16 protein-coding genes are annotated in these 23,351 nt (G+C 58.5%); 15 read left to right on the top strand and 1 reads right to left on the bottom strand.

Annotation, left to right across the window (positions count from 1 at the left end; genetic code table 11):
* Positions 1-11: 11 nt before the first annotated feature.
* Positions 12-3,320 (bottom strand): SusC/RagA family TonB-linked outer membrane protein, encoded by a 3,309-nt coding sequence (locus tag NQ559_RS02425; RefSeq protein WP_018695074.1) that lies wholly within the window; start codon positions 3,318-3,320, stop codon positions 12-14.
* Positions 3,321-3,962: 642 nt separating this feature from the next.
* Here NQ559_RS02425 and NQ559_RS02420 point away from each other — a divergent pair.
* The 15 genes from NQ559_RS02420 (at position 3,963) to NQ559_RS02350 (ending at position 23,325) form a co-directional block, all read left to right on the top strand.
* Positions 3,963-6,902 carry a fibronectin type III domain-containing protein gene (locus NQ559_RS02420; protein WP_026318223.1) on the top strand — a complete coding sequence of 980 codons (2,940 nt, stop codon included), beginning with the start codon at positions 3,963-3,965 and terminating at the stop codon, positions 6,900-6,902.
* 238 nt (positions 6,903-7,140) lie between these two features.
* A complete protein-coding gene (locus NQ559_RS02415; RefSeq protein ID WP_018695076.1) occupies positions 7,141-8,481 on the top strand; it encodes a sn-glycerol-1-phosphate dehydrogenase in 1,341 nt (446 codons plus the stop codon).
* Positions 8,482-8,520: 39 nt separating this feature from the next.
* Complete coding sequence (locus NQ559_RS02410; RefSeq protein WP_018695077.1) at positions 8,521-9,975, top strand: MFS transporter; 1,455 nt, start codon at positions 8,521-8,523, stop codon at positions 9,973-9,975.
* 144 nt (positions 9,976-10,119) lie between these two features.
* Positions 10,120-10,893 (top strand): DeoR/GlpR family DNA-binding transcription regulator, encoded by a 774-nt coding sequence (locus NQ559_RS02405; protein ID WP_018695078.1) that lies wholly within the window; start codon positions 10,120-10,122, stop codon positions 10,891-10,893.
* 307 nt (positions 10,894-11,200) lie between these two features.
* The gene (locus tag NQ559_RS02400) at positions 11,201-12,472 is read left to right on the top strand and encodes a dihydroorotase (protein WP_032136208.1); all 1,272 of its coding nucleotides are present in this window, start codon (positions 11,201-11,203) and stop codon (positions 12,470-12,472) included.
* A gap of 2 nt (positions 12,473-12,474) precedes the next feature.
* On the top strand, positions 12,475-13,566 hold the full coding sequence (gene carA / locus NQ559_RS02395) for a glutamine-hydrolyzing carbamoyl-phosphate synthase small subunit (protein WP_018695080.1): 1,092 nt from the start codon (positions 12,475-12,477) through the stop codon (positions 13,564-13,566).
* A complete protein-coding gene (gene carB, locus NQ559_RS02390; RefSeq protein ID WP_026318224.1) occupies positions 13,559-16,741 on the top strand; it encodes a carbamoyl-phosphate synthase large subunit in 3,183 nt (1,060 codons plus the stop codon). Before carA ends, carB begins: the two co-directional genes overlap by 8 nt.
* Before the next feature lie 45 nt (positions 16,742-16,786).
* The gene (locus NQ559_RS02385; protein ID WP_018695082.1) at positions 16,787-17,527 is read left to right on the top strand and encodes a dihydroorotate dehydrogenase electron transfer subunit; all 741 of its coding nucleotides are present in this window, start codon (positions 16,787-16,789) and stop codon (positions 17,525-17,527) included.
* Positions 17,521-18,480, top strand: coding sequence for a dihydroorotate dehydrogenase (locus tag NQ559_RS02380; protein WP_018695083.1), 960 nt, complete (start codon positions 17,521-17,523; stop codon positions 18,478-18,480). The genes NQ559_RS02385 and NQ559_RS02380 overlap by 7 nt, the downstream gene beginning before the upstream one ends.
* A 17-nt stretch (positions 18,481-18,497) precedes the next feature.
* Entirely contained in the window at positions 18,498-19,202 is a 705-nt protein-coding gene (pyrF, locus tag NQ559_RS02375; RefSeq protein WP_026318226.1) for an orotidine-5'-phosphate decarboxylase, read from the top strand.
* Positions 19,203-19,232: 30 nt separating this feature from the next.
* Positions 19,233-19,493, top strand: coding sequence for a glutaredoxin family protein (locus NQ559_RS02370; protein WP_018695085.1), 261 nt, complete (start codon positions 19,233-19,235; stop codon positions 19,491-19,493).
* 53 nt (positions 19,494-19,546) lie between these two features.
* Positions 19,547-20,632: a S41 family peptidase gene (locus NQ559_RS02365; protein WP_154653995.1), complete on the top strand. Its 1,086-nt coding sequence runs from the start codon at positions 19,547-19,549 to the stop codon at positions 20,630-20,632.
* Between the two features lie 19 nt (positions 20,633-20,651).
* Positions 20,652-21,284 (top strand): orotate phosphoribosyltransferase, encoded by a 633-nt coding sequence (pyrE, locus tag NQ559_RS02360; RefSeq protein ID WP_018695087.1) that lies wholly within the window; start codon positions 20,652-20,654, stop codon positions 21,282-21,284.
* A 126-nt stretch (positions 21,285-21,410) separates the two neighbouring features.
* Positions 21,411-22,496: an aspartate carbamoyltransferase gene (gene pyrB, locus NQ559_RS02355; RefSeq protein WP_018695088.1), complete on the top strand. Its 1,086-nt coding sequence runs from the start codon at positions 21,411-21,413 to the stop codon at positions 22,494-22,496.
* A gap of 241 nt (positions 22,497-22,737) precedes the next feature.
* Positions 22,738-23,325 (top strand): RNA polymerase sigma-70 factor, encoded by a 588-nt coding sequence (locus tag NQ559_RS02350; protein WP_046518118.1) that lies wholly within the window; start codon positions 22,738-22,740, stop codon positions 23,323-23,325.
* The last annotated feature ends 26 nt before the right edge of the window (positions 23,326-23,351 follow it).

Genomic DNA, 23,351 nt, shown 5'->3' with positions numbered 1-23,351 from the left:
TCGTCCGTAATTTAGAAAGTTATGCTCAAACCGATCGTGTACGATTTCATGACGGGATAACCGTCGCCGTCGCCGAAGTTGTCGCTACCGAACTTGTTGGTTCCGTAGTCCGCATCGCCGGCGTAGATACCTTCCGGGTCGTAGTTTTTCGCGTACTTCTTGAGCGGTGAGAAGGTCAGGAGGTTCTCGCCCGACACATAGATCTTGAGTGCCTGGAGGCCGATCTTGTTGACCAGCTCCTTGGGGAAGTTGTAGTCGATGGTGAGGTTCTTCAGGCGGATGTACGAAGCGTCCTGCACGTAGCGCGTGTTGGGCTGCGCGAGAATCAGGCCCGAGTCGCTGGCCGAGTAGCCGACCAGGCGCGGCCAGTAGGCGCCGCGGTTGGTCGGTGACCAGCGGTCGCTGTTATGCCACGGGAGTGCCATGCTGTACGGGCGGCCGTACTGTCCCCAGAAATAACCCGATTCCTTGGCCGGATACCAGTCGCGTTTGCCGACGCCCTGCCACATCATGCTGATGCCGATGCCGTTCCAGCGCACGCCGCCCTGGATGCTGTAACTGTAGCGGGGCGTGGTGTTGCCGATCTTCACCAGGTCGCCGTGGTCGTAGATCGTGTTGTTGCCGTTGTTGACGTATCCGTCGCCGTTCAGGTCGAGGTAGCGCGGGTCGCCGGCCTGCCAGGTCGCCGAACGGTTGGTGAACTTCGAATAGTTGGCCCATGTCTGCGCCTCTTCGTCGCTCTGGAACAGCCCGTCGCACTTGTAGCCCCACATTTCGCCGAGGGTCATCCCCTCGTAATAGTTGATCGAGTAGTTGGTCGGGAGCGTACCTGTTTTGGCCGTATAGCGGGTGATCTTGCTGGTGTTGTCCCAGACGGCGACTTTGATATTGTAGCTCAGGGTCTTGCCCGCAACCTTGTGGCTGTCGCGCCACGAGAGGCTGGCCTCCCAGCCATCGGTGCGCATGTCGGCGTAGTTGCCCTTGGGGGCGCTGTTGCCGAATACGGCAGGCAGTTCTTCGCCCACCACATACATGTCGGTGGTCTTCTTGCGGTAGATGTCGGCCGAGAAGTTCAGGCGGCCGTTGAATGCCTCGAAATCCAGGCCGAGGTCATAGGTCGTGGCCTTTTCCCATGTCAGGCTCTTGGGAATCGGGGAGGGTGCTTGCGTGTAGTTGAACACCGAACCGTTGTTCAGCAGGCTCGACTGTGCGATCGACATCGTGGAGAGGTAGGCGTAGGCATCGCTGATGAGGCCGTTGCCCGCCGAACCGACCGATGCGCGGATCTTCAGGTTGTCGAGCCAGTTGGCGTTTTTCATGAAGTTCTCTTCCGAGATGCGCCATCCCACCGAACCCGAGGGGAAGAATCCCCAACGCTGGTTGGACGGGAACTTGGAGTTACCGTCGTAGCGGCCGCTGGCTTCGAGCAGGTATTTTCCTTTGTACGAGTAGCTTACGCGGTAGAATGCGCCGACCAGCCCCCAGTCGTAGCTGCCGTTGTCCTTCAGGGTCATCGCTTCGCCTTCCAGCAGGCTGAAGTTGGGCTTGCCGGGGATGATGATGCCTTCGCGGCTCATCAGGTTGCTCTTGTAGGTGTAATCTTCGATGTTCCAACCGCCCATGATGCTCAGCGAGTGGTTGTCGCCCAGGCGGGGCGTGTAGGTCAGCGTGGCGCTCGAAGCGACCTTCTGACGGTTGTAGGAGCGTTCTTCGTAGAGCGAGCCCGAGGGACGTTCGCCCGAGCTGTCGGGCCCGGTGTAGTAGGTGTAGCTGTTCACGGCCTGCCGGCGGTCGGTCTGGTTGAAATAGAAGCTCACGTCGGCTGCGGCGACGAGCACGTCCTTCAGCAGGTCGATCGTGATCGCCGTGCGGTTGTTCATGTCGAACTTGCGGTCTTTACGCCACGAGTTACCCTCGACGAAGCCTGCCCAGCCCGTATATACGGCCGCTTCCGTCCACGTACCGTCGGGATTGGTGACCAGGGCTACGGGGTAAGCCTGGTGGTTGAGCATGCGCGATACCGTCATCGGCGTCGTGGAGATGCCGGTGTGGCCCGTTGGCTGGTGTGAATAACGGTACATGAAATCGGTGGTGTTCTCCACGCGCAGCCATGGCTTCACGTTGACGATGCCTTTGGCTTTGACGTTGAACTGCTGGTATTTCTCGTCACCGGCGTTGTAGATGCCGTCTTGCTCGAACATACGGCCCGAAACGTAGTACGATGCCACGTCGCCGCCGCCCGTTACGCTTATGTTATGCTGGTGTCCGGTCGTATAGTCCTTGTAGAATACGTCGTACCAGTTGGTGTTGCCGAAGTATTCGTAGGTATTGCGGTTGTTGACGCGCCATTTCTCATACGACGGGTCGTTGTTGCGGCGTGCCAGTTCGTCGTACCAGGTGCGTGAGAATTTGAATACGTTGTTGATGTTCGAGGGATCCTTGCCGAATGCGTTGACATAGGATTCCAGGAACGAGGTGGTATAATCGTAGCCGTTGGTGACCATCTGGGGCTTGGTGGCGCGCTTGTAGAAGGTGAAGGTACCGTTGTAAGTCACCTTGGCACTGCCTTTCTGCGGCTTCTTGGTGGTAAGGAGGATCACGCCGAAGGTACCGCGGGCACCGTATACGGCGGTCGACGAGGCGTCTTTGAGCACCGTGATCGACTCGATGTCGTCCGGGTTCACGGTCGACATGTCGGTTTCGACGCCGTCGACCATCACCAGGGCCGAACCGCCCGAACCGATCGAGTTCTCCGCGCCGCGGATGCGCACCGTCGCGCCGCGGTTGGGCTTACCGTCGGAAAAGGTCATCGTAAGGCCGGGGATGGCGCCCTGCAACGAGCGCGAAATGCTCATCGACGAACCCATGCGCTCTTCGAGGCCCTTTGTCGAAAGGGTTTCGACGGCGCCTACGATGTCGCGGCGCTTCTGTACGCCGTAACCGACGACGACAACCTCTTCGAGGCTGGTGTTGTCTTCGCTCATGGTGACGTCGATGGTGGATTGGTTGTTGACGTGGATTGTCTGGGTTTTGTAGCCCACATAGCTGAAATTCAGGCTTTCGGAATTGTCAGCATTGATCGTGTACGTACCGTTGGCATCGGTAGTCGTGCCTTTCGTGGTACCGGTGACGGTGACGGTGACACCTATGAGGGGATTTCCCGTGTCGTCTTTAACGATACCCGAGACGGCCTTCCCCCCCCCTTGTGCCGAGGCCGGGAGCGCAAATGTCACATATAAAAGAGTAACCGTCAGGAGCCTGATGTACGAGCGTATTTTGCCCAGTACGTCAAGTCCGGTCAGCGTGTAACATTGTTTCATTTTACATCAGTTTAAGTTATCAATCGGTTCGTTGCCGGATCCCATACCTATTATTATATAAGAGGCCGGGTTTTTCCGGGGATTTCGGCTGGTTGCAAGTCATTCCCGATATAACTTCTGCTGGAGAGTGTAAAAAGTAGTTAGGTTTTCGTGTGTGTCAGGTTTGTGTGTTTTTAATTATTTAATAAATAAGGTTCTTCTGATTTTGCTTTCAAATATATGTTTTTATTTTCTTTCGTGCAACTATTTAGTTTAAAAACTTTGCAAAAAGAATAGCTGAAATTGTGCGATTCCGGAGTATTTTTATATTTATACATTGTAACTATTTGTTAGTCAATTGTTATTGTTTGTATTTTATCGGTTTTGGTTTGTTTTGTCTTATTCTTGTCTTTCGTGTGGTAAAGTTCGCTTATTAGTGTTTCATGAGTGTTAAAAACTATTTAAATAATTACTAAAGGAAATAATTTGCATTATAATACTATTTTTTGACTGTGAAAATTTGCAAAAAAGAAAAAATGTGCTTATGTTTGTCCTGCAAGTTGTTCCGACATATCTCTTGAGAGTAAGGACGTGCCTCCGAGGCGCATCCGCTTTGCTATTTCCAGTAATAGTTATTACTCTAATCAAAATGTTATGAAACTTATGAAAAATTGGATAAAGACGATGCTCTTCGTATCGGTTCTCTGTCTGGCGGCTTGCTCCGACGATCCGGATGTGGCTCCGCTCAAACGGGATACCGATGCCGTCGAGCTGGCGTACAATTCTGGCGCTACGACCCAGATCTCGGTGCGCTATGCCGGTTCGTGGTCGGCACGTGTCGAGTGTACGGATGGAAGCGGGACTCCGGTGAACAACTGGTTCTCCATCTCCCCGGACAAAGGTGCCGGCAATGGCCGTGATTACCAGTGGGTGACCGTTACGGCCGAGCGTAATGCCGGCGACAAACGCACGGGATACATTTATCTGAAACCGGCCAACGGCGAAGAGATCAAGATCGAGGTTGCACAGGCCGACGGCCATTTCTCGGTGAAAGACCCCGTGATTTCTGGGTCGCTCAAGTCTAATACGGAATCCGCTGCGACGCTCGAAATCGCCTATGACAAGGCTTTCGGCGAAGAAATCGTGGAGATCGAAGCTACGCTCGACGGCCCTGCCGCCGAGGGGCTCAGCATCAGCAGTCCATATCAGTCCGTGATCGAACGCGAAGGCAGCGGTACGATTTCGGTGCCTATCACCGGTGTCCCCGTGGCGCTGGGCGAGATGGTTTGCCATGTGACTTTCAAGCTCGACGGGGTCGTGAAGTTCCAGGGCGATGTCTCGGGGAACGTAAGCTCGTCGAACGAGGTGTTCAGCATGGGCTTCGACTTGTTCAAGTGGGGCGGCGATTACCCGAACAACAAGAAGGGCCCCGGCCCGAACGGAAGTTCCGGTGCCGGCAAGGATTTCGATGGTTCGGAGCCTGCGGAGCCCGATATGATTACGGCGGGAACCGACGGTACGAGCGACGTCTTCAATACGATGGGCGATACTTACCGCCTCAACCGCGGCGTTGAAAAATGGTCGGGTCTGCGTGTATACGAGCATCCGGGCTATGTAAAGCTGGGTGTAACGGCCAATGGCGGCTGGATCATGACGCCGGAGCTCGAAGGCCTTTCGGCGGCACCCGAAACCGTATCGGTTTCGATCGACTTCCTGCGTTTCGATAACGAAACGGGTACCTACATCGTTTCGGCCGAAGGCGCCGGGGTCGTAACCAACGGCGAAGTGAACAATACCGTGCTCCCGGCGCAGACTTCGGCTGCCGGCCGCAAGTGGAAGACGCTGACTTTCACCGTCCAGGATGCTACCAACAAGACGCGCATCAAGATCGAGGCGCAGACCTACAACCAGATGGGGTACCGTATCAATATCGACAATATCGTCGTCATGGCCGCCGACAAGGTGGAGGTGACCGAGAAGCTGCCGGCACCCGAACTTGAAAAGATTGCCTACACCCCAGCCGAGACCTCCATCGCATTTGCGTGGGAAGGCGTGAAGGGGGCTACTTCCTATGAGGCTTCCGTGGCGCAGCAAACGCGTCCCGACTTCAAGAAAACTGTCGAGACGACGGATTCGAACTGTGAGTTCGCCGATCTGGAGCCCGGACTTTATATCTTTACCGTCAGGGCGCTTTATGCCGGGAATGCGGAATTCAATTCCGACCCGACGCAGAAGGTCGTGGGGACATTGGGCTTCGCGGCTGAAAAATTAGCGACGCCAACGGAATTGGTGTCTGCCGACGTGACCTCCTCGGGGGCCAAGATCAGCTGGGCCGAAGTGAGCGGCGCCGCCAATTACCGGGTCGTGGTCAAAACGACGTCCGACGGGAACGAGGTTTCCTCGGCGGTCGTCAGCGCCACCAGCTATACGGCTTCCGGGCTCAAGGCCGGTACGGATTATACGGTTTCGGTTCAGGCGCTCGTCGGCGACGGCTCCGTGGCGAATGAATTCGATTCGGACGAGGCGACGACTCAGTTCGTAACTACCGATCCAGTGCCGATGATTGCTCCCACTGCGCGGATTTACGCGAAGACACACGGCCTTGCCGTGCTGGAGTGGGAACTGTCCGCCGCAGCGTTGGAGCAGCAGCCCGTAGGGTCGACCGATACCTATGATTTCCGGGTGAAGGATGCCGGCGGGAATGTGATCCGGTCGATCGAGAACTTCTCGAAATTCAATTTTACGAAGTATAAATATTACCGGCTCGTGTGGGGCGGGCTGACGCCCGGGGCGACCTATACGCTGGAGCTCCGCCGCAAGTCGACGGCGAATAAGGAGGCGCTTCTCGATTCCGAGTGGGCTTCGGCTACCGTTACGACCGACGCGGCTCCCGACAAGTCCGGATACCTCCTCTATAAGGACTTCGAGAATCTTCCCGGAGGCGGTCAGCCGTTCTATGGTGCCTACGGCTTCAGCCTGGGTAGCACGACCGATTTTTCCGATCCGGATAAGATATTGATTACGACGGGCGATGCGAACTCCATCTATTGCCAGGGCGTGAAGGACAACGACTCCTATTTCAGTGCATACCTGCCCGAGTGGGATCGTGCGGATTGGAAGGCTAACAGTTTCAATGTCGGGCTTGCCGCCGGATATATGAAATTCGGTGGCGGCAGCAACCCCGCATGGCTGACTTTGCCGAAACTTTCCTCGTTGTCCGGCGCTACGGAGATCGAGCTGGAATTCGATGCGTGCCCCTATTACGAGCCTAGTACGAAGGGGGATATGATGGCCCCCTCGAACACCGATATTACCGAGTATTTCGGGGTGACGGTGACCGGAGCGACGATCGTGAGCGTAACGGGCGAGACCTCGGCCGATGCCGTTATCAGCGGCGGCGGTACCACGGTGACTTTACGTAACGTGCTTGTGGATAAAATGATCGAGGAGGGACTGAAGGATACGTATCGCTATACGACTCACAAAGTGAAGATCACCGGCGTTACGGCCGATACGCGCATTAAAATCTATTCGGCTCTTGAAGACGATGATAAAAACCATCGTATGTGGCTGGATAATCTGAAGGTTAAGAAGGTTAATTAGTTTTGATGGTTATGGTGAACCGGGGGCTGCGGGTGTCTGCAGTCCCTGGTTTTTATCGACATTGTGGATTGAAAAAGGAAAGAAAAGGTAACTATTTGTCGGTATTTTGTTTTCTTATATTGCATAATAAAGTAAAATATGTTAACTTTGGACTGTGAAGAGAAAAATATTTGCGTCTTTACTTTGCTTTGGGATAGTTTATCCCCTTTCCCGGATGGTAATAAATTAATATCGTACTATGAATAAAGTAGAAAGTGCCCTGTCGCGCACGACCGACACCAAGGCATTGGTGATCGGAACCGAAACCCTTCCGCAGGTTGCGGATATGTTCAGAAAACTTTTCCCGGATAAGCGGGCGCTTGTCGTGGCCGATGCCAATACATGGCGCGTGGCCGGCGATGACGTGCATAAGATACTGGCCGGGGCGGGTGTTGCACAGGATGAACCATATGTCTTCACCGACCCGAAACTCTATGCCGAATGGGCATATGTCGGGGAGCTGGATACCGTGCTCTCCGAGACCGATGCCGTGCCCGTAGCCGTCGGCTCGGGCGTGATCAACGACCTGACGAAACTCTGTTCCAGCCATAACGGACGCCGTTACATGGTCGTGGGTACGGCCGCTTCGATGGACGGTTATACGGCTTACGGGGCTTCGATCACCAAGGACGGCAACAAGCAGACTTTCGATTGCCCGGCGCCGCTGGGGATGGTGCTCGACCCGAACATCGCCGCGGCTGCGCCTGCGAAGCTCTCCGCCTCGGGCTATGCCGACCTGATCGCCAAGATCCCGGCCGGTGCCGACTGGATGCTGGCCGACGCCGTAGGGTCGGAGTTGATGGACGACTTCGCATTCTCGGTGGTGCAGGACGGCCTGAAAGAGGCGCTCTGTGATCCGGCGGGCGTACACGCGGGGAATGTCGCCAAAGTCGAACAACTGGCCGAAGGGCTGCTGCTGAGCGGTTTTGCGATGCAGGCCACTCAGTCGAGCCGTCCCGCGTCGGGGGCCGAACACCAGTTCAGCCACCTGTGGGACATGGAACACCTCAAATACAACGGGGCATCCGTTTCGCACGGGTTCAAGGTGGGTATAGGTACGCTTGCGTCGACGGCATTCCTCGAAATGCTGCTTGAAACCCCGGTCGAGGAACTCGACGTCGAAAAGTGTGTCGCAGCCTGGAAATCATGGGAAGAGACCGAGGCGGACATTCGCCGGATTTTCGATAACGATCCCGAATTCGTGGCCCGCGGACTGGTGGAGACCAGGGGCAAATATGTCGATAAGGAGGGGCTGCGCAGGCAGTTGCAGCGTCTGAAGAAGTCATGGCCCGAGCTGAGCCTGCGTATCCGCCGGCAGATCATCCCGTTCGGGGAAGTCCGCCGCCGCCTTGAGCTGGTCGGTGCGCCCTACGAACCCGAACAGATCGGCGTATCGCGTGCCAGGTTCCGGGCAAGTTTCGAAAAAATACCTTACATGCGCAGTCGTTTCACGGTCATCGACATCGCTTTCCGTTGCGGTTGGATGGAACAATGGCTCGATAAACTTTTCGGGAAAGGCGGAATTTGGGAAATAAAGTAGTATATTTGCAAACTGAAACTACTAAACTTTCATTCCGAAATGACTCCTGAACAAACCAAACGCTTCAAGTATTGGCAGACGCGTACCATCATCGCCACGATGGTGGGCTATGCGCTCTTTTACTTCGTGCGTAAAAACTTCTCGCTGGCGATGCCCGGCCTGGAGGCCGACCTGGGGATCTCGAAAACCAGCCTGGGTATTTTCCTGACCCTGAACGGTGTGGTCTACGGGCTTTCGCGTTTCGTGAACGGTATCCTGGCCGACCGCATGAACGCCCGCTGGTACATGGCCATCGGGCTTGCGCTCTGTGCGCTGGCCAACTTCGCCTTCGGATTCGGCGAGGATGTCTCCTACTGGATCACGGGGCAGCACGACGGTTCGCAGTTCACCAATACGATGATCCTCTTCATGGGGATCATGTGGGTGATAAACGGCATGTTGCAGGGGACGGGATTCCCTCCCTGCGCGCGTCTGCTGACCCACTGGATTCCGCCTACGGAGCTGGCGACCAAGATGTCTGTGTGGAATACCTCGCATTCGATCGGTGCGGGCCTCGTGGTGATCCTCTGCGGTTATATCATGGGTACCGTGGGCATGAACATGACGGCCGACCCCGACGCCGTGGCGACGATCGCCGCCAATCTGGGCGTTGCCCCCGACGATGCCGCCGGGATGGAGCGCGTCATGGCTTCGGCTGCGCATGTCGGGGCGTGGAAATGGTGTTTCTGGGTGCCTTCGGCCATCGCATTCGCCGGGGCGATCGGATTGGTCGCCTTCCTGCGCGATACGCCCTCTTCGGTCGGGCTTCCCGAACTGGAAGGCACCGAGGTGAAGGAGGTGAAGAAGGAGACGAAGAGTGCCGAGCACCGCGCTTTCCTGATGAAGCACGTGTTCAGGAACCCGCTGATCTGGATCCTGGGCTTCGCCAATTTCTTCGTATATATCGTCCGTTTCTCGGTGCTCGACTGGGGGCCTTCGCTGCTGAGTCAGTCGAAGGGCGTCAGCATGTCGCATGCTGGGTGGCTCGTGGCGATGTTCGAAATCGCCGGTATCGTCGGCATGTTGTTTGCCGGCTGGGCTACGGACAAATGGCTCAGGGGCCGTGCGCACCGCACCTGCGTGTTCTGCATGGCGGGTGCTGCGCTGTTCGTGTTCCTGTTCTGGCAGCTGCCTGCCGATGCTCCCGTGTGGTTGCTCTTCCTCACGCTGTGTGCCGCCGGGTTCTGCATCTACGGCCCGCAGGCGCTGATCGGCATTGCAGCCGCGAACCAGGCTACGAAAAAGGCAGCCGCGACGGCCAACGGGCTTACCGGCCTGTTCGGTTATGCCAGCACGGTCGTTTCGGGCGTGGGGCTGGGCTTCGTGGCGCAGCATTACGGTTGGAACTGGGCTTATGTAGGGATTATCGGCGTTGCCGTCGTCGGCATGCTGGTATTCCTGATGATGTGGGGGGCGCGTGCCGACGGTTACGATGCCGAGCCGGAGCGGAATTAAACCGGATGTTCCTATTTTAGATGATGATACGGGTCTTGCGGCCCGGGAGTATCCGAGCCGGAGTGCGGTTTCGGATACTTTTTTTGATAAAAGCGAAAAAAATAATTATATTTGCTCCAATAACTGCTAAAAAGACAGAGAGATATGCTGAGCATTGCCGAACGACACAAATATATCCTCGACAAACTGAACAAGTACGGTTTCGTGCGCATCACCGACGTGGCGAACGAACTGGGGGTCACGAAGGTAACGATCCGTAAGGATGTGAAAATCCTGGAGAGCAAAGGGCTGCTTTACAAGGTGCATGGCAGCGCCCGCCCCGCCAATCCCCATGTCGCCGACCTCGACGTGCATGTCAAGGACAATATCAACCGCGATGCAAAGCGTCTCATCGCGCAGCGCGCCGTCGAGTTGTTGGACGATAACGATTCGATCATCATCGCATCGGGATCCACGATCTACGCCTTCGCCGAGGAGATCAAGATGCGCCAGTGGCACCACCTGAACATCGTCACGCCGTTCCTGCGGCTGGGTGTGCTGCTCAACGAGGCGGAGAACGTCAATGTCGTGCAGCTGGGCGGTACGGTGCATAAGAAGTCGCTTTCGGTGCTGGGCGAGGAGGCCTCGCGGTCGCTGGACGACTGCATTTGCTCGAAACTCTTTTTCGGGGTGGACGGCATCGACCTCGAACACGGCATCACCACCTCGACGCTCGACGAGGCGAAACTCACGCGCAAGATGATGAAGGCCTCGTCGCAGAATATCGTGCTGGCCGACTCGTCGAAATTCGGGCAGCGCGGTTTCGGGCGCATCTGTGCGTTGGAGGATATCGACGTGATCATCACGGACGACGGGATTCCCGAACAGATGGTTACCATCGTCGAAGAGGCGGGCGTCGACCTGTTTATCGTCAAATAACGCTGCCCGGGGGCATTCCGGGCTGTAAAGCCGTTGCGGGGCGGTTGGCGTTTCCGGCGGCGGGGGCGGTGTGGATTATTTGTTGAAAATTTTCCGGCTAAATTTTGCATGCCCGGCAAAAAAGCCCTACCTTTGTGCACAATTATAGTGATCCCGAGAACCTATGAATTGTAAACCCAGCATATTGTCGGCGCAGGCTTCCTGGCAGCAAGACTATTGGTTGGGCGACGTATTTCCTCCGGTTTTCGGCGATTTTGTTTTATTAGGGTAACTGTTTCAGTTGCCCTATTTTTTTACGCTTACGCAGATGAAGACGCTTTATACCAATGCCGTAATTTATGACGGCGGCCGTTTTGCGGCCGGGGAGTTTGCCGTCGACGGGGGGCGTGTCGTGCCCGCCGGGGGCGTTGCCGACCGGGTCGTAGACCTCGGGGGGCGCCACGTGGTGCCGGGGCTTGTCGACGTGCATGTCCACTTGCGCGAACCGGGGTTTTCGCAGAAGGAGACCATTGCGACGGGTACGGCGGCCGCGGCCCGCGGAGGCTATACGACGGTATGTTCGATGCCGAACCTGAACCCTGCGCCCGACACTCCGCAGACGCTCCGTGCGCAGACCGACATCATCCGCCGCGATGCCGTCGTGCGCGTAGTTCCCTACGGCTGCATCACGATGGGGCAGCGCGGCTGCGGCCGGCTGGTCGATTTTGCGGCGCTGGCGCCCGAGGTCGTCGGCTTTTCGGACGATGGCCGCGGCGTGCAGTCGGACGGCCTGATGGAAGAGGCGATGCGCCGCGCTGCACAGGTGGGGAAGCCGGTCGTGGCGCACTGCGAGGTCGACGACCTGCTGCGGGGCGGCTATATCCACGACGGGGAGTACTGCCGTGCGCACGGGCATAAGGGCATCTGTTCGGAAAGCGAGTGGCGGCAGGTGGAACGCGATATCGCGCTTGCGGAAAAGACCGGCTGCCAGTACCATGTCTGCCATGTGTCGACCCGTGAGAGCGTCGAACTGGTACGCCGCGCCAAAGCCAGGGGCCTGCGCGTGAGTTGCGAGACGGCCCCGCACTACCTGCTGCTCTGCGACGAGGATCTGCAGGAGGACGGGCGCTTCAAGATGAACCCGCCGCTGCGCAGCCGCGCTGACCGCGATGCCCTGCTTGCGGGGATCACGGACGGCACGATCGAGGTGATCGCCACGGATCATGCGCCCCATACCGCCGCGGAGAAGTCGCGCGGCTTGGCCGCAAGCGCCATGGGGATCGTGGGGTTGGAGTGTGCTTTCCCGCTGTTATATAAATATATGGTGTTGCCGGGCATTATCACGCTCGAAAAGCTGATCGCGCTGATGGCTGTCAATCCCCGCCGGATATTCGGCCTGGGCGGCGGGCTGCATGTCGGCGACCAGGCCGACTTTACGGTGCTGGATCTCGATGCACGGTACAGGGTCGACCCTGCGACGTTCCTTTCGATGGGCCGGGCGACTCCGTTTGCGGGCTGGGAAGTACAGGGCCGTGCGGCGATGACCGTCGTGGGCGGCAGGGAAGTGTTTACGGACGAAGTGATGAAAACCAATAGATAAGAATGAAACCATTTACGAAGAAAATTGTTCTGGAAAACGGCCGGGAGTTCTACGGTTACGGCTTCGGTGCCGACCGAGAGGCTATCAACGAGATCGTCTTCAATACCTCGATGGTGGGGTATCAGGAGATCATGTCAGACCCCTCCTACACGGATCAGATGGTCGTGATGACCTATCCGCTCATCGGAAACTACGGTATGACCGACGAGGATTACGAAACGAAGAACCCGACCATCGGCGGTATGATCGTGCGCGAGTATAACGACTCGCCGTCGAATTTCCGGTATACGAAAACCCTGAACGAGGTGTTCGAGGAGTACGGCATCCCGGCGATCTGGGGCGTAGATACCCGCACGCTGACGCGCATTATCCGCAACGAGGGCAGCCAGAAGGTCATCGTCACCGATGCCGCCACGCCCCGTGAGGAAGCGATGCGCAAGCTCGCCGAGTATCGCCTGCCGCACGATATGGTTTCACGTGTGAGCTGCAAGAAACGCTGGATGTCGCGCGTTCCCAACCACAAGTACGACGTGGTGGCCGTCGACTGCGGCATCAAGCACAATATCATCCGCCAGCTCAACCGCGTGGGCTGCAACGTGACCATCGTGCCCTACGACTCGACGGTCGAGGAGATCATGGCCTTCCATCCCGACGGCATCGTGCTGTCGAACGGCCCCGGCAACCCCGAGGATGTGACGCCGGTGATCGGGCTGGTCAGGCAACTGCGCGGCAAACTGCCGATTTTCGGCATCTGCATGGGGCACCAGCTCATATCGCTCGCCTATGGCGCCAAGACCGTGAAGATGAAGTTCGGCCACCGCGGCGGAAACCACCCCGTGAAAAACCTGGAGACGGGACGGATCGAGATCACGAGCCAGAACCACAGCTATGCCGTGGACATCGACTCGCTGGCCGCCACCGACCTCAGGCTGACGCACGTAAACCTGCTCGATGGCACGGCCGAAGGCGTGGAGTGCGCCAGGGACGGTGTCTTTTCGATGCAGTACCACCCCGAGAGTGCCTCGGGCCCGCAGGATAGCGGCTATTTGTTCAAGAAGTTTACCAAAATAATGGAGGAGCGTAAAAATGCCTAAGAGAAAAGATATAAACAAGGTAATGGTCATCGGTTCCGGCCCGATTGTCATCGGCCAGGCCGCGGAATTCGATTATGCGGGTACGCAGGCGTGCCTCGCACTCAAGGAGGAGGGATACGAGGTAATTCTGGTGAATTCCAACCCTGCGACGATCATGACCGATACGCATATCGCAGATAAGGTCTACATGGAACCCCTGACGCTCGAATACGTGGCCAAGATCATCCGTTTCGAGCGTCCCGACGCCATCGTGCCGGGGCTGGGCGGCCAGACGGGTCTGAACCTGGCCGTGCAGCTGGCCCGCAAAGGCATCCTGAAGGAGTGCCAGGTCGAGATCCTGGGTACCTCGTTCGAGTCGATCGAACGCGCCGAAGACCGCGAACTTTTCAAGGAGCTGTGCGAGTCGCTGGGCGAACCGGTGATCGAATCGAAGATCGCCATGTCGATCGAGGAGGCCGTGGAGGTCGCCGCCCAGATCGGTTATCCCGTCGTGCTGCGTCCCGCCTATACGCTGGGCGGTACGGGCGGCGGCTTCGTCGACAACGAGGAGCAGCTGCGCGAAATGATGCGCCACGCCCTGTTCCTCTCGCCCGTGCACCAGGTGCTCGTCGAGAAGAGCATCAAGGGCTACAAGGAGATTGAGTTCGAGGTGATGCGCGACCACAACGACACGGCCATCAGCATCTGCTGCATGGAGAATATCGACCCCGTGGGCGTGCATACGGGCGACTCGATCGTCGTGGCGCCGTGCCAGACGCTTACCAACAAGGAGTTCCAGATGCTGCGCGACTCGGCGCTGAAGATTATCCGCGAGCTGAAGATCGAGGGCGGTTGCAACGTGCAGTTCGCACTCGACCCCCTGTCGTTCAAATACTACCTGATCGAGGTGAACCCCCGCGTGTCGCGCTCGTCGGCCCTGGCGTCGAAGGCCAGCGGCTATCCGATCGCGCGTGTGACGGCCAAAGTCGCCGTAGGGCTTACGCTCGACGAGATCATGCTGGCCAATACGCCCGCCAGCTTCGAGCCGACGCTCGATTACGTGGTCACCAAAGTCGCCCGCTTCCCGTTCGACAAGTTCAGCGATGCGTCGAACAAACTGGGTACGCAGATGAAGGCCACGGGCGAGGTGATGTCCATCGGCCGCACGATGGAGGAAAGCCTCCTGAAGGCGATGCGCTCGCTCGAAACGGGCGTCTGCCATATCTACCACAAGAAATTCGACGACTGGTCGGACGCGCAGCTGCTGGAATACATCAAGGACGCTACGGACGACCGCCTCTATGCCATCGCGCAGCTGATCCGCAACGGCATCGACCTGGTGCTGATCTACGACAATACGAAGATCGACATGTTCTTCCTCGAAAAGTTCAAGAACATCGTCGAATTCGAACGCGAGGTGAAAGCGCACCCGATGGATGTCGAAACCCTGCGCGACGCCAAGCGCATGGGATTCAGCGACAAGTTCATCGGCCAGTTGTGGGGCATCTCGCAGTATGACGTTTACCGGCTGCGCGAGAAGAACGGCGTCTTCCCCGTATACAAGATGATCGACACCTGCGCCAGCGAATTCAGCTCCTACGTGCCCTATTTCTACTCGACCTACGAGGACGAGAACGAATCGGTCGTGAGCGACAAGGAGAAGATCGTGGTGCTCGGCTCGGGCCCGATCCGTATCGGGCAGGGCGTTGAGTTCGACTACTCGACCGTGCATGCCATCTGGTCGATCCGCGAGGCCGGTTACGAGGCCATCATCATCAACAACAACCCCGAAACCGTGTCGACGGACTACACTACCAGCGACAAGCTCTATTTCGAACCGCTGATGGTCGAGGACGTGATGAACGTCATCCACCTCGAAAAACCGAAGGCGATCGTCGTGTCGCTCGGCGGACAGACGGCCATCAACCTGGCCGAGCCGCTGGCGCAGCTGGGCGTGCCCATTATCGGTACCGATACGCAGGCGATCAAGAACGCCGAAGATCGCGGTTGCTTCGAGAAGATCATGGAAGAGCTGCGCATCCCGCAGCCCGAGGCCGAGGCCGTCACCGACATCGAGACCGGCGTGAAGGCCGCCGCCCGCATCGGCTACCCGGTGCTGGTGCGCCCGAGCTATGTGCTCGGAGGCCGTGCCATGCAGATCGTTTCGAACGAGGAGCGCCTGCGCCACTACCTGCAGACGGCCGTCGAGGTCAATGAGGATTCGCCGGTGCTGGTCGACCGCTATATCATGGGTAAGGAGCTGGAGGTGGACGCCATCTGCGACGGCAAGGACGTCTTCATCCCCGGCATCATGGAACATGTGGAGCGTACGGGTATCCATTCGGGCGACTCGATCAGCGTCTATCCGACCTTCAGCGTCAGCCAGAAGGCCAAGGACAAGATCATCGGCTATACGGTCAAACTCGGCCTGAGGATCGGCATCGTCGGCCTCTATAACATCCAGTTCATCCTCGACGAAAACGACGAGGTCTACGTCATCGAGGTCAACCCGCGTTCGTCGCGTACCGTGCCGTTCCTTTCCAAGTCGACGGGCGTGCCCATGGCGCACATCGCCACGCAGGTCATCCTGGGCAAGACGCTCCGCGAGCTGGGCATCACCGAAGTCTACGGCAAGGAGAAGAAACGCTGGTACGTCAAGGCCCCGGCTTTCTCGTTCGCCAAGATCCGCGGTATGGATTCGTACCTGTCGCCCGAGATGAAGTCCACGGGCGAGGCGATCGGCTACGACGACAAACTCACCCGCGCGCTTTACAAGGCGTTGCAGGCCACGGGCATGAACGTCTCCAACTACGGTACGATCTTCGTCACGATCGCCGACCACGACAAGGAGCAGGCGCTGCCCCTCGTGCGGCGTTTCTACGACCTGGGCTTCAACATCGAGGCCACGACCGGGACGGCCGAGTTCCTGCGCAACCACGGCATCCGTACCCGTACGCGCCGCAAGCTGAGCGAAGGCAGTTCGGAGATCATCGACTCGCTGTGCCAGGGACATGTGAGCTACGTCATCAACACCATCGACGTCAACCAGCATAACACGCGCCTCGACGGATACGAGATCCGCCGCACGGCCGTCGAGAACAACGTGACGGTATTTACGGCGCTCGAAACGGTGAAGGTGCTGCTGGACGTGCTGGAAGAGATTACGTTCGGGGTTTCGACCATCGACGCGAAGTGATTTCGGGTTTTATGCCGCACCTGCGGCACATCGGGACAGAAAAGCATGTATAAAAAAGGCATCTATAAAATCCTTGCCAACGAACCGCTGACGGCGACCGTATGGCGCATGGTGCTCGGGGGGGATACGCAGTGGATCACCGCCCCCGGGCAGTTCGTCGACATCGCCCTCGAAGGCCGTTACCTGCGCCGTCCGATCTCGGTCTGCGACTACGACGCCACGACGCTCACGCTCATCTACAAGGTGGTGGGCGAGGGAACCGCACAGATGAGCCGTATGGCTGCGGGCGGGGAGCTCGACCTGCTGACGGGGCTCGGCAACGGGTTCGACGTGCACAATGCCGCACAGCGTCCCCTGCTGGTGGGCGGCGGCGTAGGCGTGCCCCCGCTCTACAACCTGGCCAAAGTGCTGCTTGCGGCAGGCAAACGGGTCGGTGTGGTGCTCGGGTTCAATACGGCGGACGAGGTTTTCTATGCCGACGAATTCCGGGCGCTGGGCTGCGACGTCGATCTGGCTACGGCCGACGGTTCGGCGGGTGTCAGGGGTTTCGTCACGACGGCCATCGCCGAGTGCCGCCCCGAGTTCGACTATTTCTATGCCTGCGGGCCGCTGCCGATGCTGCGGGCATTGTGCGACGCCGTGCAGCAGGACGGGCAGCTCTCGTTCGAAGAGCGCATGGGCTGCGGTTTCGGGGCCTGCATGGGCTGTTCGTGCAAAACCAAATACGGGAACAAGCGCATCTGCAAGGAGGGGCCCGTATTAACGAAAGGGGAGGTCATATGGTAAACAAGCAGTTCATCGCACAAAACCGGCCCGCGGAAAAACCCGCCGCGGATATGTCCGTCAGCCTGAGCGGCCTGAGACTGGATAACCCGGTCGTGCCGGCCAGCGGTACGTTCGGGTACGGCAACGAGTTCCGGGATTTTTACGACATCAACATCCTCGGGTCGTTTTCGTTCAAGGGCACCACGCGCGATGCGCGCTTCGGGAACCCCACGCCCCGCATCGCCGAATGTACGGCGGGCATGATCAACGCCGTGGGGTTGCAGAACCCGGGCATCGACGCCGTGATCGCCGAAGAGCTGCCGCGCCTGAAGACTTTTTTCCATAAACCCGTGATCGCCAATATCAGCGGCTTTTCGGTCGAGGAGTACGCCTATTGCTGCGAGCGGATCGACCGCGAGCCGCAGGTCGGCATCATCGAGGTCAACGTCTCGTGCCCCAACGTGCGGCACGGCGGCATGTCGTTCGGCACGTCGCCCGAGTGTGCCGCCGAGGTGACGCGCGCCGTGAAGGCCGTGACGACCAAACCCGTTTACATCAAGCTGTCGCCCAACGTCACGGACATCGTTTCGATCGCCCGGGCGTGCGAGGAGGCGGGCGCCGACGGCATCTGCCTGATAAATACCCTGCTGGGGATGCGGATTGACGTCAGGAACCGCAAGGCGGTCATCGCCAATACGATGGGCGGTTTTTCGGGTGCCGCGGTCTTCCCCGTGGCCGTGCGGATGGTCTACCAGGTTGCCAAGGCCTGCAAAATACCCGTCATGGGGTGCGGCGGCGTGACGACGGCCCGCGACGTGATCGAGATGATGATGGCCGGCGCTACGGCCGTACAGGTCGGCGCCGCGAACCTGGCGAACCCCTATGCCTCGAAGGAGATCGTCGAGGCGCTGCCTGCCGAGATGCAACGGCTCGGGATCGGGCGGCTGAGCGACATAATCGGAATTGTAGAATGAACGTAAAATCGTACGATATGCAACATGACGTAATTATCGCCTGCGACTTCAAGTCTGCGGAAGATACCTTCAAATTCCTCGACCTGTTCAGGGGCGAGGCACGCAAACCTTTCCTCAAGATCGGCATGGAGCTGTTCTACGCCGAAGGGCCGGAAATCGTGCGTGAGATCAAGCGCCGGGGGCACAAGATTTTCCTCGACCTCAAGCTGCACGATATTCCCAATACGGTGAAGAAGGCGATGGCCGTACTGTCGCGGCTGGATGTGGATATGTGCAACGTCCATGCGGCGGGTACCATCGAGATGATGAAATATGCCCTCGAGGGGCTCACGCGCGAGGACGGTACGCGCCCCCTGCTGATCGCCGTGACACAGCTCACCTCGACCAGCGAGGAGCGTATGCAACAGGAGCTGCTGATCGCATCTTCGATCGGCGACACGATCGTGAAATACGCGCAGAATACCAAGGCCGCAGGGCTTGACGGCGTGGTATGCTCGCCGCTCGAAGCGGGCATGGTACACCAAGCCTGCGGAAAAGAGTTCCTCACAATCACGCCCGGCGTGCGTTTTGCAGACGGTGACGTGGCGGATCAGGTGCGTGTCACCACGCCTGCCCGTGCGCGGGAGATCGGCTCCGACTTCATCGTCGTGGGACGCCCGATCACCGCCGCGGCCGACCCCGTGGCAGCCTACCGCCGCTGTGTGGACGAATTCTGCGGATAATCCGCGAAGTTACTTTTAAACAGTATAGTTATGAAACCGGTAAAACTTTTCTACCTGAAAAACTGCCCCTTCTGCAAGAAGGCGCTGCGTTACATCGAAGAGGCCAGGGCGGCGCACCCCGAGCTGGCTGCCGTCGGGATCGAGATGATCGAGGAGTCGGAGCAGCCTGCGCTGGCCGACACGTTCGACTATTACTACGTGCCGACATTCTATGTCGATGGCGTGAAGGTGCACGAAGGCGGGGTTTATCCCGAGGAGGTGGAGAAGATTTTACGTTCGGCACTGGAATAACCCTCCGGTCGGGAAGAACCGATCCGGGGAGCCGATTCATACGAACCTGCCCGATGAAGACCTTGCTGCGAATGTCGCTGGCGGCTGCGGCCGTGCTTTGCCTGCTGCCCGCCGGGGCACAAACCCCGGCAGGGGACGCTGTGTCCGATTTCGACTATGCCGTCGATGTCGTGGAACGCGCCTATGCCGGCTATCCGGACAAGACCGCGGGCCGCGAAGCGGAGTACGCCGCACTGAAAGGGCGGCTGCAAAGCGAGATTTCCGGCGACCGTGACGTCTATGATGCCATTGCCGAATACCTCGGCTGGTTCGACGATTCGCACCTCCAAACACCCGGTGTCGAAGCCTACCGGGCTAAGTCGCTGCGCCGCGATACGGACTATGCCGGGCGGATGAAGCGTTACGATCCGCAGTTCATGCACTGTCGCGTGGACGAAGATACGTATTTGATCCGATTCCCGTCGTGCGACCTGACCGATGCCGAAATCGCCGGAGTGCGGGCCGCTGTCGCGGCTTACCGCGCCTCGGGCTGTGAGAACCTTGTCGTCGACATCCGCGGCAATATGGGCGGGAGCGACAATGCCTATGAACCCCTGCTCAAACTGCTCTACGACCAGGAAGGTGCGGAGGATGCCATGGAGTACCGCGTATCGGATATAGCCATCGCCCACGTCCGGGAGTTTGCCGGGAATACGGAGCGGGGACGCAGGAAGGTTGCGCGTATGGAGCGAACCCCGGCCGGGGAATTTCTCGAAGAGGGCAAAACCTACCGTATCCGTTACGATTCGGTGTCGCCGGTGCCCCGGCGCGCCGCGCTGATCGTCGACGGCCGGGTGGCTTCGTCGGGTGAGCAGCTGGTGCTCGAAATCAAGGCGTGCAGCCGTCGTACGACCGTCTACGGACAGGACAACACGCTGGGGTGCCTCGACTATTCGAACTGCGAGATACTTTATTTCCCTCGGGACACGGCGCGTTGGATGATCGTGCCCGTCACCCGTTCCAAACGGATTCCCGCAGGGCGCGGCATCGACCGGGAGGGGATCGCGCCCGACGTGCGCATCCCGTTGCCGCTGCCCGCGACGCTCGCCGACAACGTCGACCCGTGGGTCGAGTGGGTGGCCGGGGAACTGAAAAAATAACCGAAAAACGAAAATTACCATGGAGAAATCAATTGCGAAAGACCTGCTCTCGATCGGCGCGGTATTCCTGCGCCCCGAGCAGCCGTTTACCTGGGCCAGCGGTATCAAGAGCCCGATCTATTGCGACAACCGCCTGACGCTGACGGCACCTGTCGTGCGCGGACATGTCGAGGCCGGGCTTGCCGGGATCGTCCGCACCAAATTCCCCGGTGCCGAGGTGCTGATGGGCACTTCGACCGCCGGCATCGCCCATGCGGCCATCACGGCGACGATCCTCGACCTGCCGATGGGTTATGTGCGCAGCGGTTCGAAAGACCATGGCCGCGGCAACCGGATCGAAGGCAAACTGGAGCAGGGGCAGAAGGTCGTCGTGATCGAAGACCTGATCTCGACCGGCGGTTCCTGCATCGAGGTGGTGAACGCCCTGCGCGAGGCCGGTGCCGAGGTGCTGGGTGTGGCTTCGATCTTCACCTACGGCATGAAAAAGGGGCTTGAGCGCCTGAAAGAGGCCGGCGTCGTCAATTACAGCCTTTCGAACCTCGATGCGCTGGTGGAGGTCGCCGCCGAAGAGGGGTATATCGAGCCCGGGGATAAGGCCCGGCTGCTGAAGTTCCGCGACAACCCCTCGGACGAAAGCTGGATGGACAAATAGTTCGCTGCGGCCGCGCATTCCCGGCCGGGCCTTTCCTGCCGTGCGGGGATATGCCCGTTCGCAGCCGGGGGGCAGGGCATGCCGATAAGGACTACGTAACCCGAAACCGAAACAGAGAAGAAAAATATGCGACATTTAATCGATCCGACCGACCTGACGGTTGCCGAAACCGAACAGATCGTTGCGCTGGCGGAGGACATCATCGCCAACCGTGCCAAATACAGCGAGGCGTGCAAGGGAAAGAAGCTGGCGACGCTCTTCTACGAACCGTCGACCCGTACGCGCCTGAGTTTCACCTCGGCCATGATGGAGCTGGGCGGCAGCGTCATCGGTTTCTCGGACGCCAACTCGTCGTCCGTGTCGAAGGGCGAGACCGTGGCCGATACCGTACGTGTGATCCGCTGCTTCGCGGACATCATCGCCATGCGCCACTTCAAGGAGGGGGCGCCGCTCGTGGCCTCGCAGTATGCCGGGGTGCCGGTCATCAATGCCGGCGACGGCAGCCACAGCCACCCGACGCAGACGCTGACCGACCTGCTGACGATCAAGCGCGAAAAGGGGCGTTTCGACAACATGACGATCGGCTTCTGCGGCGACCTCAAGTTCGGCCGCACCGTCCATTCGCTCATCAAGGCGCTGTCGCGCTACTCGGGCATCAAGGTCATCCTGATCGCCCCGCAGGAGCTGCGCCTTCCCGACTACATGCTGGCCGAGATGAGCGAGAACTCGAAGCTGGAGTTCCGCGAGGTGGAGACCATGGAGGAGGTGATGCCCGAACTGGACGTTCTCTACATGACGCGCGTACAGAAGGAGCGCTTCCTCGACGAGGAGGAGTTCGACCGCGTGAAGAACAGCTTCGTGCTCAACCCCGAGAAACTCGGGACAGCCAAGGAGGATATGATCATCCTGCATCCGCTGCCGCGCGTGAACGAGATCACGCGTGCCGTGGACAATGACCCGCGCGCGGCCTATTTCCGGCAGGTCGAGAACGGTAAGTTCGTGCGTATGGCACTGATCCTGACCCTGCTCCGCTGGGCCGACCGGAACAAGCCGTTCGAACGGACTCCGGTTTTCAACGGCGAGTATGTGGTCAACGAGATGGAGTGTTCCAACCGCCGTTGCATCTCCGCCACGGAGGATGTCGACCAATTGTTCTACCGCACGGCCGACGGCACCTGCCGCTGCGCCTACTGCGAGGCCAAAGCCAGGTAACGGGCTGGCAATTCGGGCTGAAAGCTCCCTTCGGGGAGCTTTTTTTATGTCTGGTGCGGAAAAAACGGTTTTTTGTCAGGGATTTCCCGCGCTGGAGTGTTATTATATAAATGGCAGGGATTTATGGAATAAATTCTGTTGCGTTGCCCTACCCGGAGTTTGGCGCTGGCGGGTATGGCCGTTTATTTTTTGCGTTTTTAGGGCGCGGATATTGCAACACTTTCCTTATATTTGTTTATCAATGAATGAGTGTATGGAGTTGCAATCCGAGACGATTCTGGATCTGAAGGCGTTCAACCGCCTGTTCGGGGAGTACCAACAACGGTTTATCCGTTTCGCGGGCACTTATGTCTCCGATGCAGCCACGGCCGAGGATATCGTCATGGAGAGCTTTATGGCCGCCTGGGAAAAACGCGATATGCTTTCCGCCTCCGCCTTCCCTCCCTACGCGCTCACGATCGTCAAGAACAAATGCCTGAACCATCTGCGTTCGCAGGGCGTCCGCCTGCGTGCCGCCGAGGATATCCACTCCCACGGTGCGCGCATGCTCCGAACCCGCATCTCGACCCTCGAAGCCTGCAACCCCGAGGAACTGTTCAGCGAGGAGGCGCGGCGGTTGGTGAACGAGACGCTGGACAGACTTCCGGAAAAGACCCGCGCGATTTTTATCCGCAGCCGCTTCGACGGCAAAAGCTATAAGGAGATCGCCGCCGAAATGGACGTTACGGTCAAGAGCGTCGAATTCGAAGTCTCGAAGGCGATGAAAATCCTGCGCGTGGCACTCAAAGATTACCTGGCTTTTTTTATTTTCTGGTTTTATATCAATTGATAATCATTCGTTTAACTTGCTTCACC

The sequence above is a fragment of the Alistipes onderdonkii genome, assembly GCF_025145285.1.
In the GTDB taxonomy this organism is placed as follows: domain Bacteria; phylum Bacteroidota; class Bacteroidia; order Bacteroidales; family Rikenellaceae; genus Alistipes; species Alistipes onderdonkii.
This window is presented reverse-complemented; position numbering and strand designations above follow the sequence as displayed.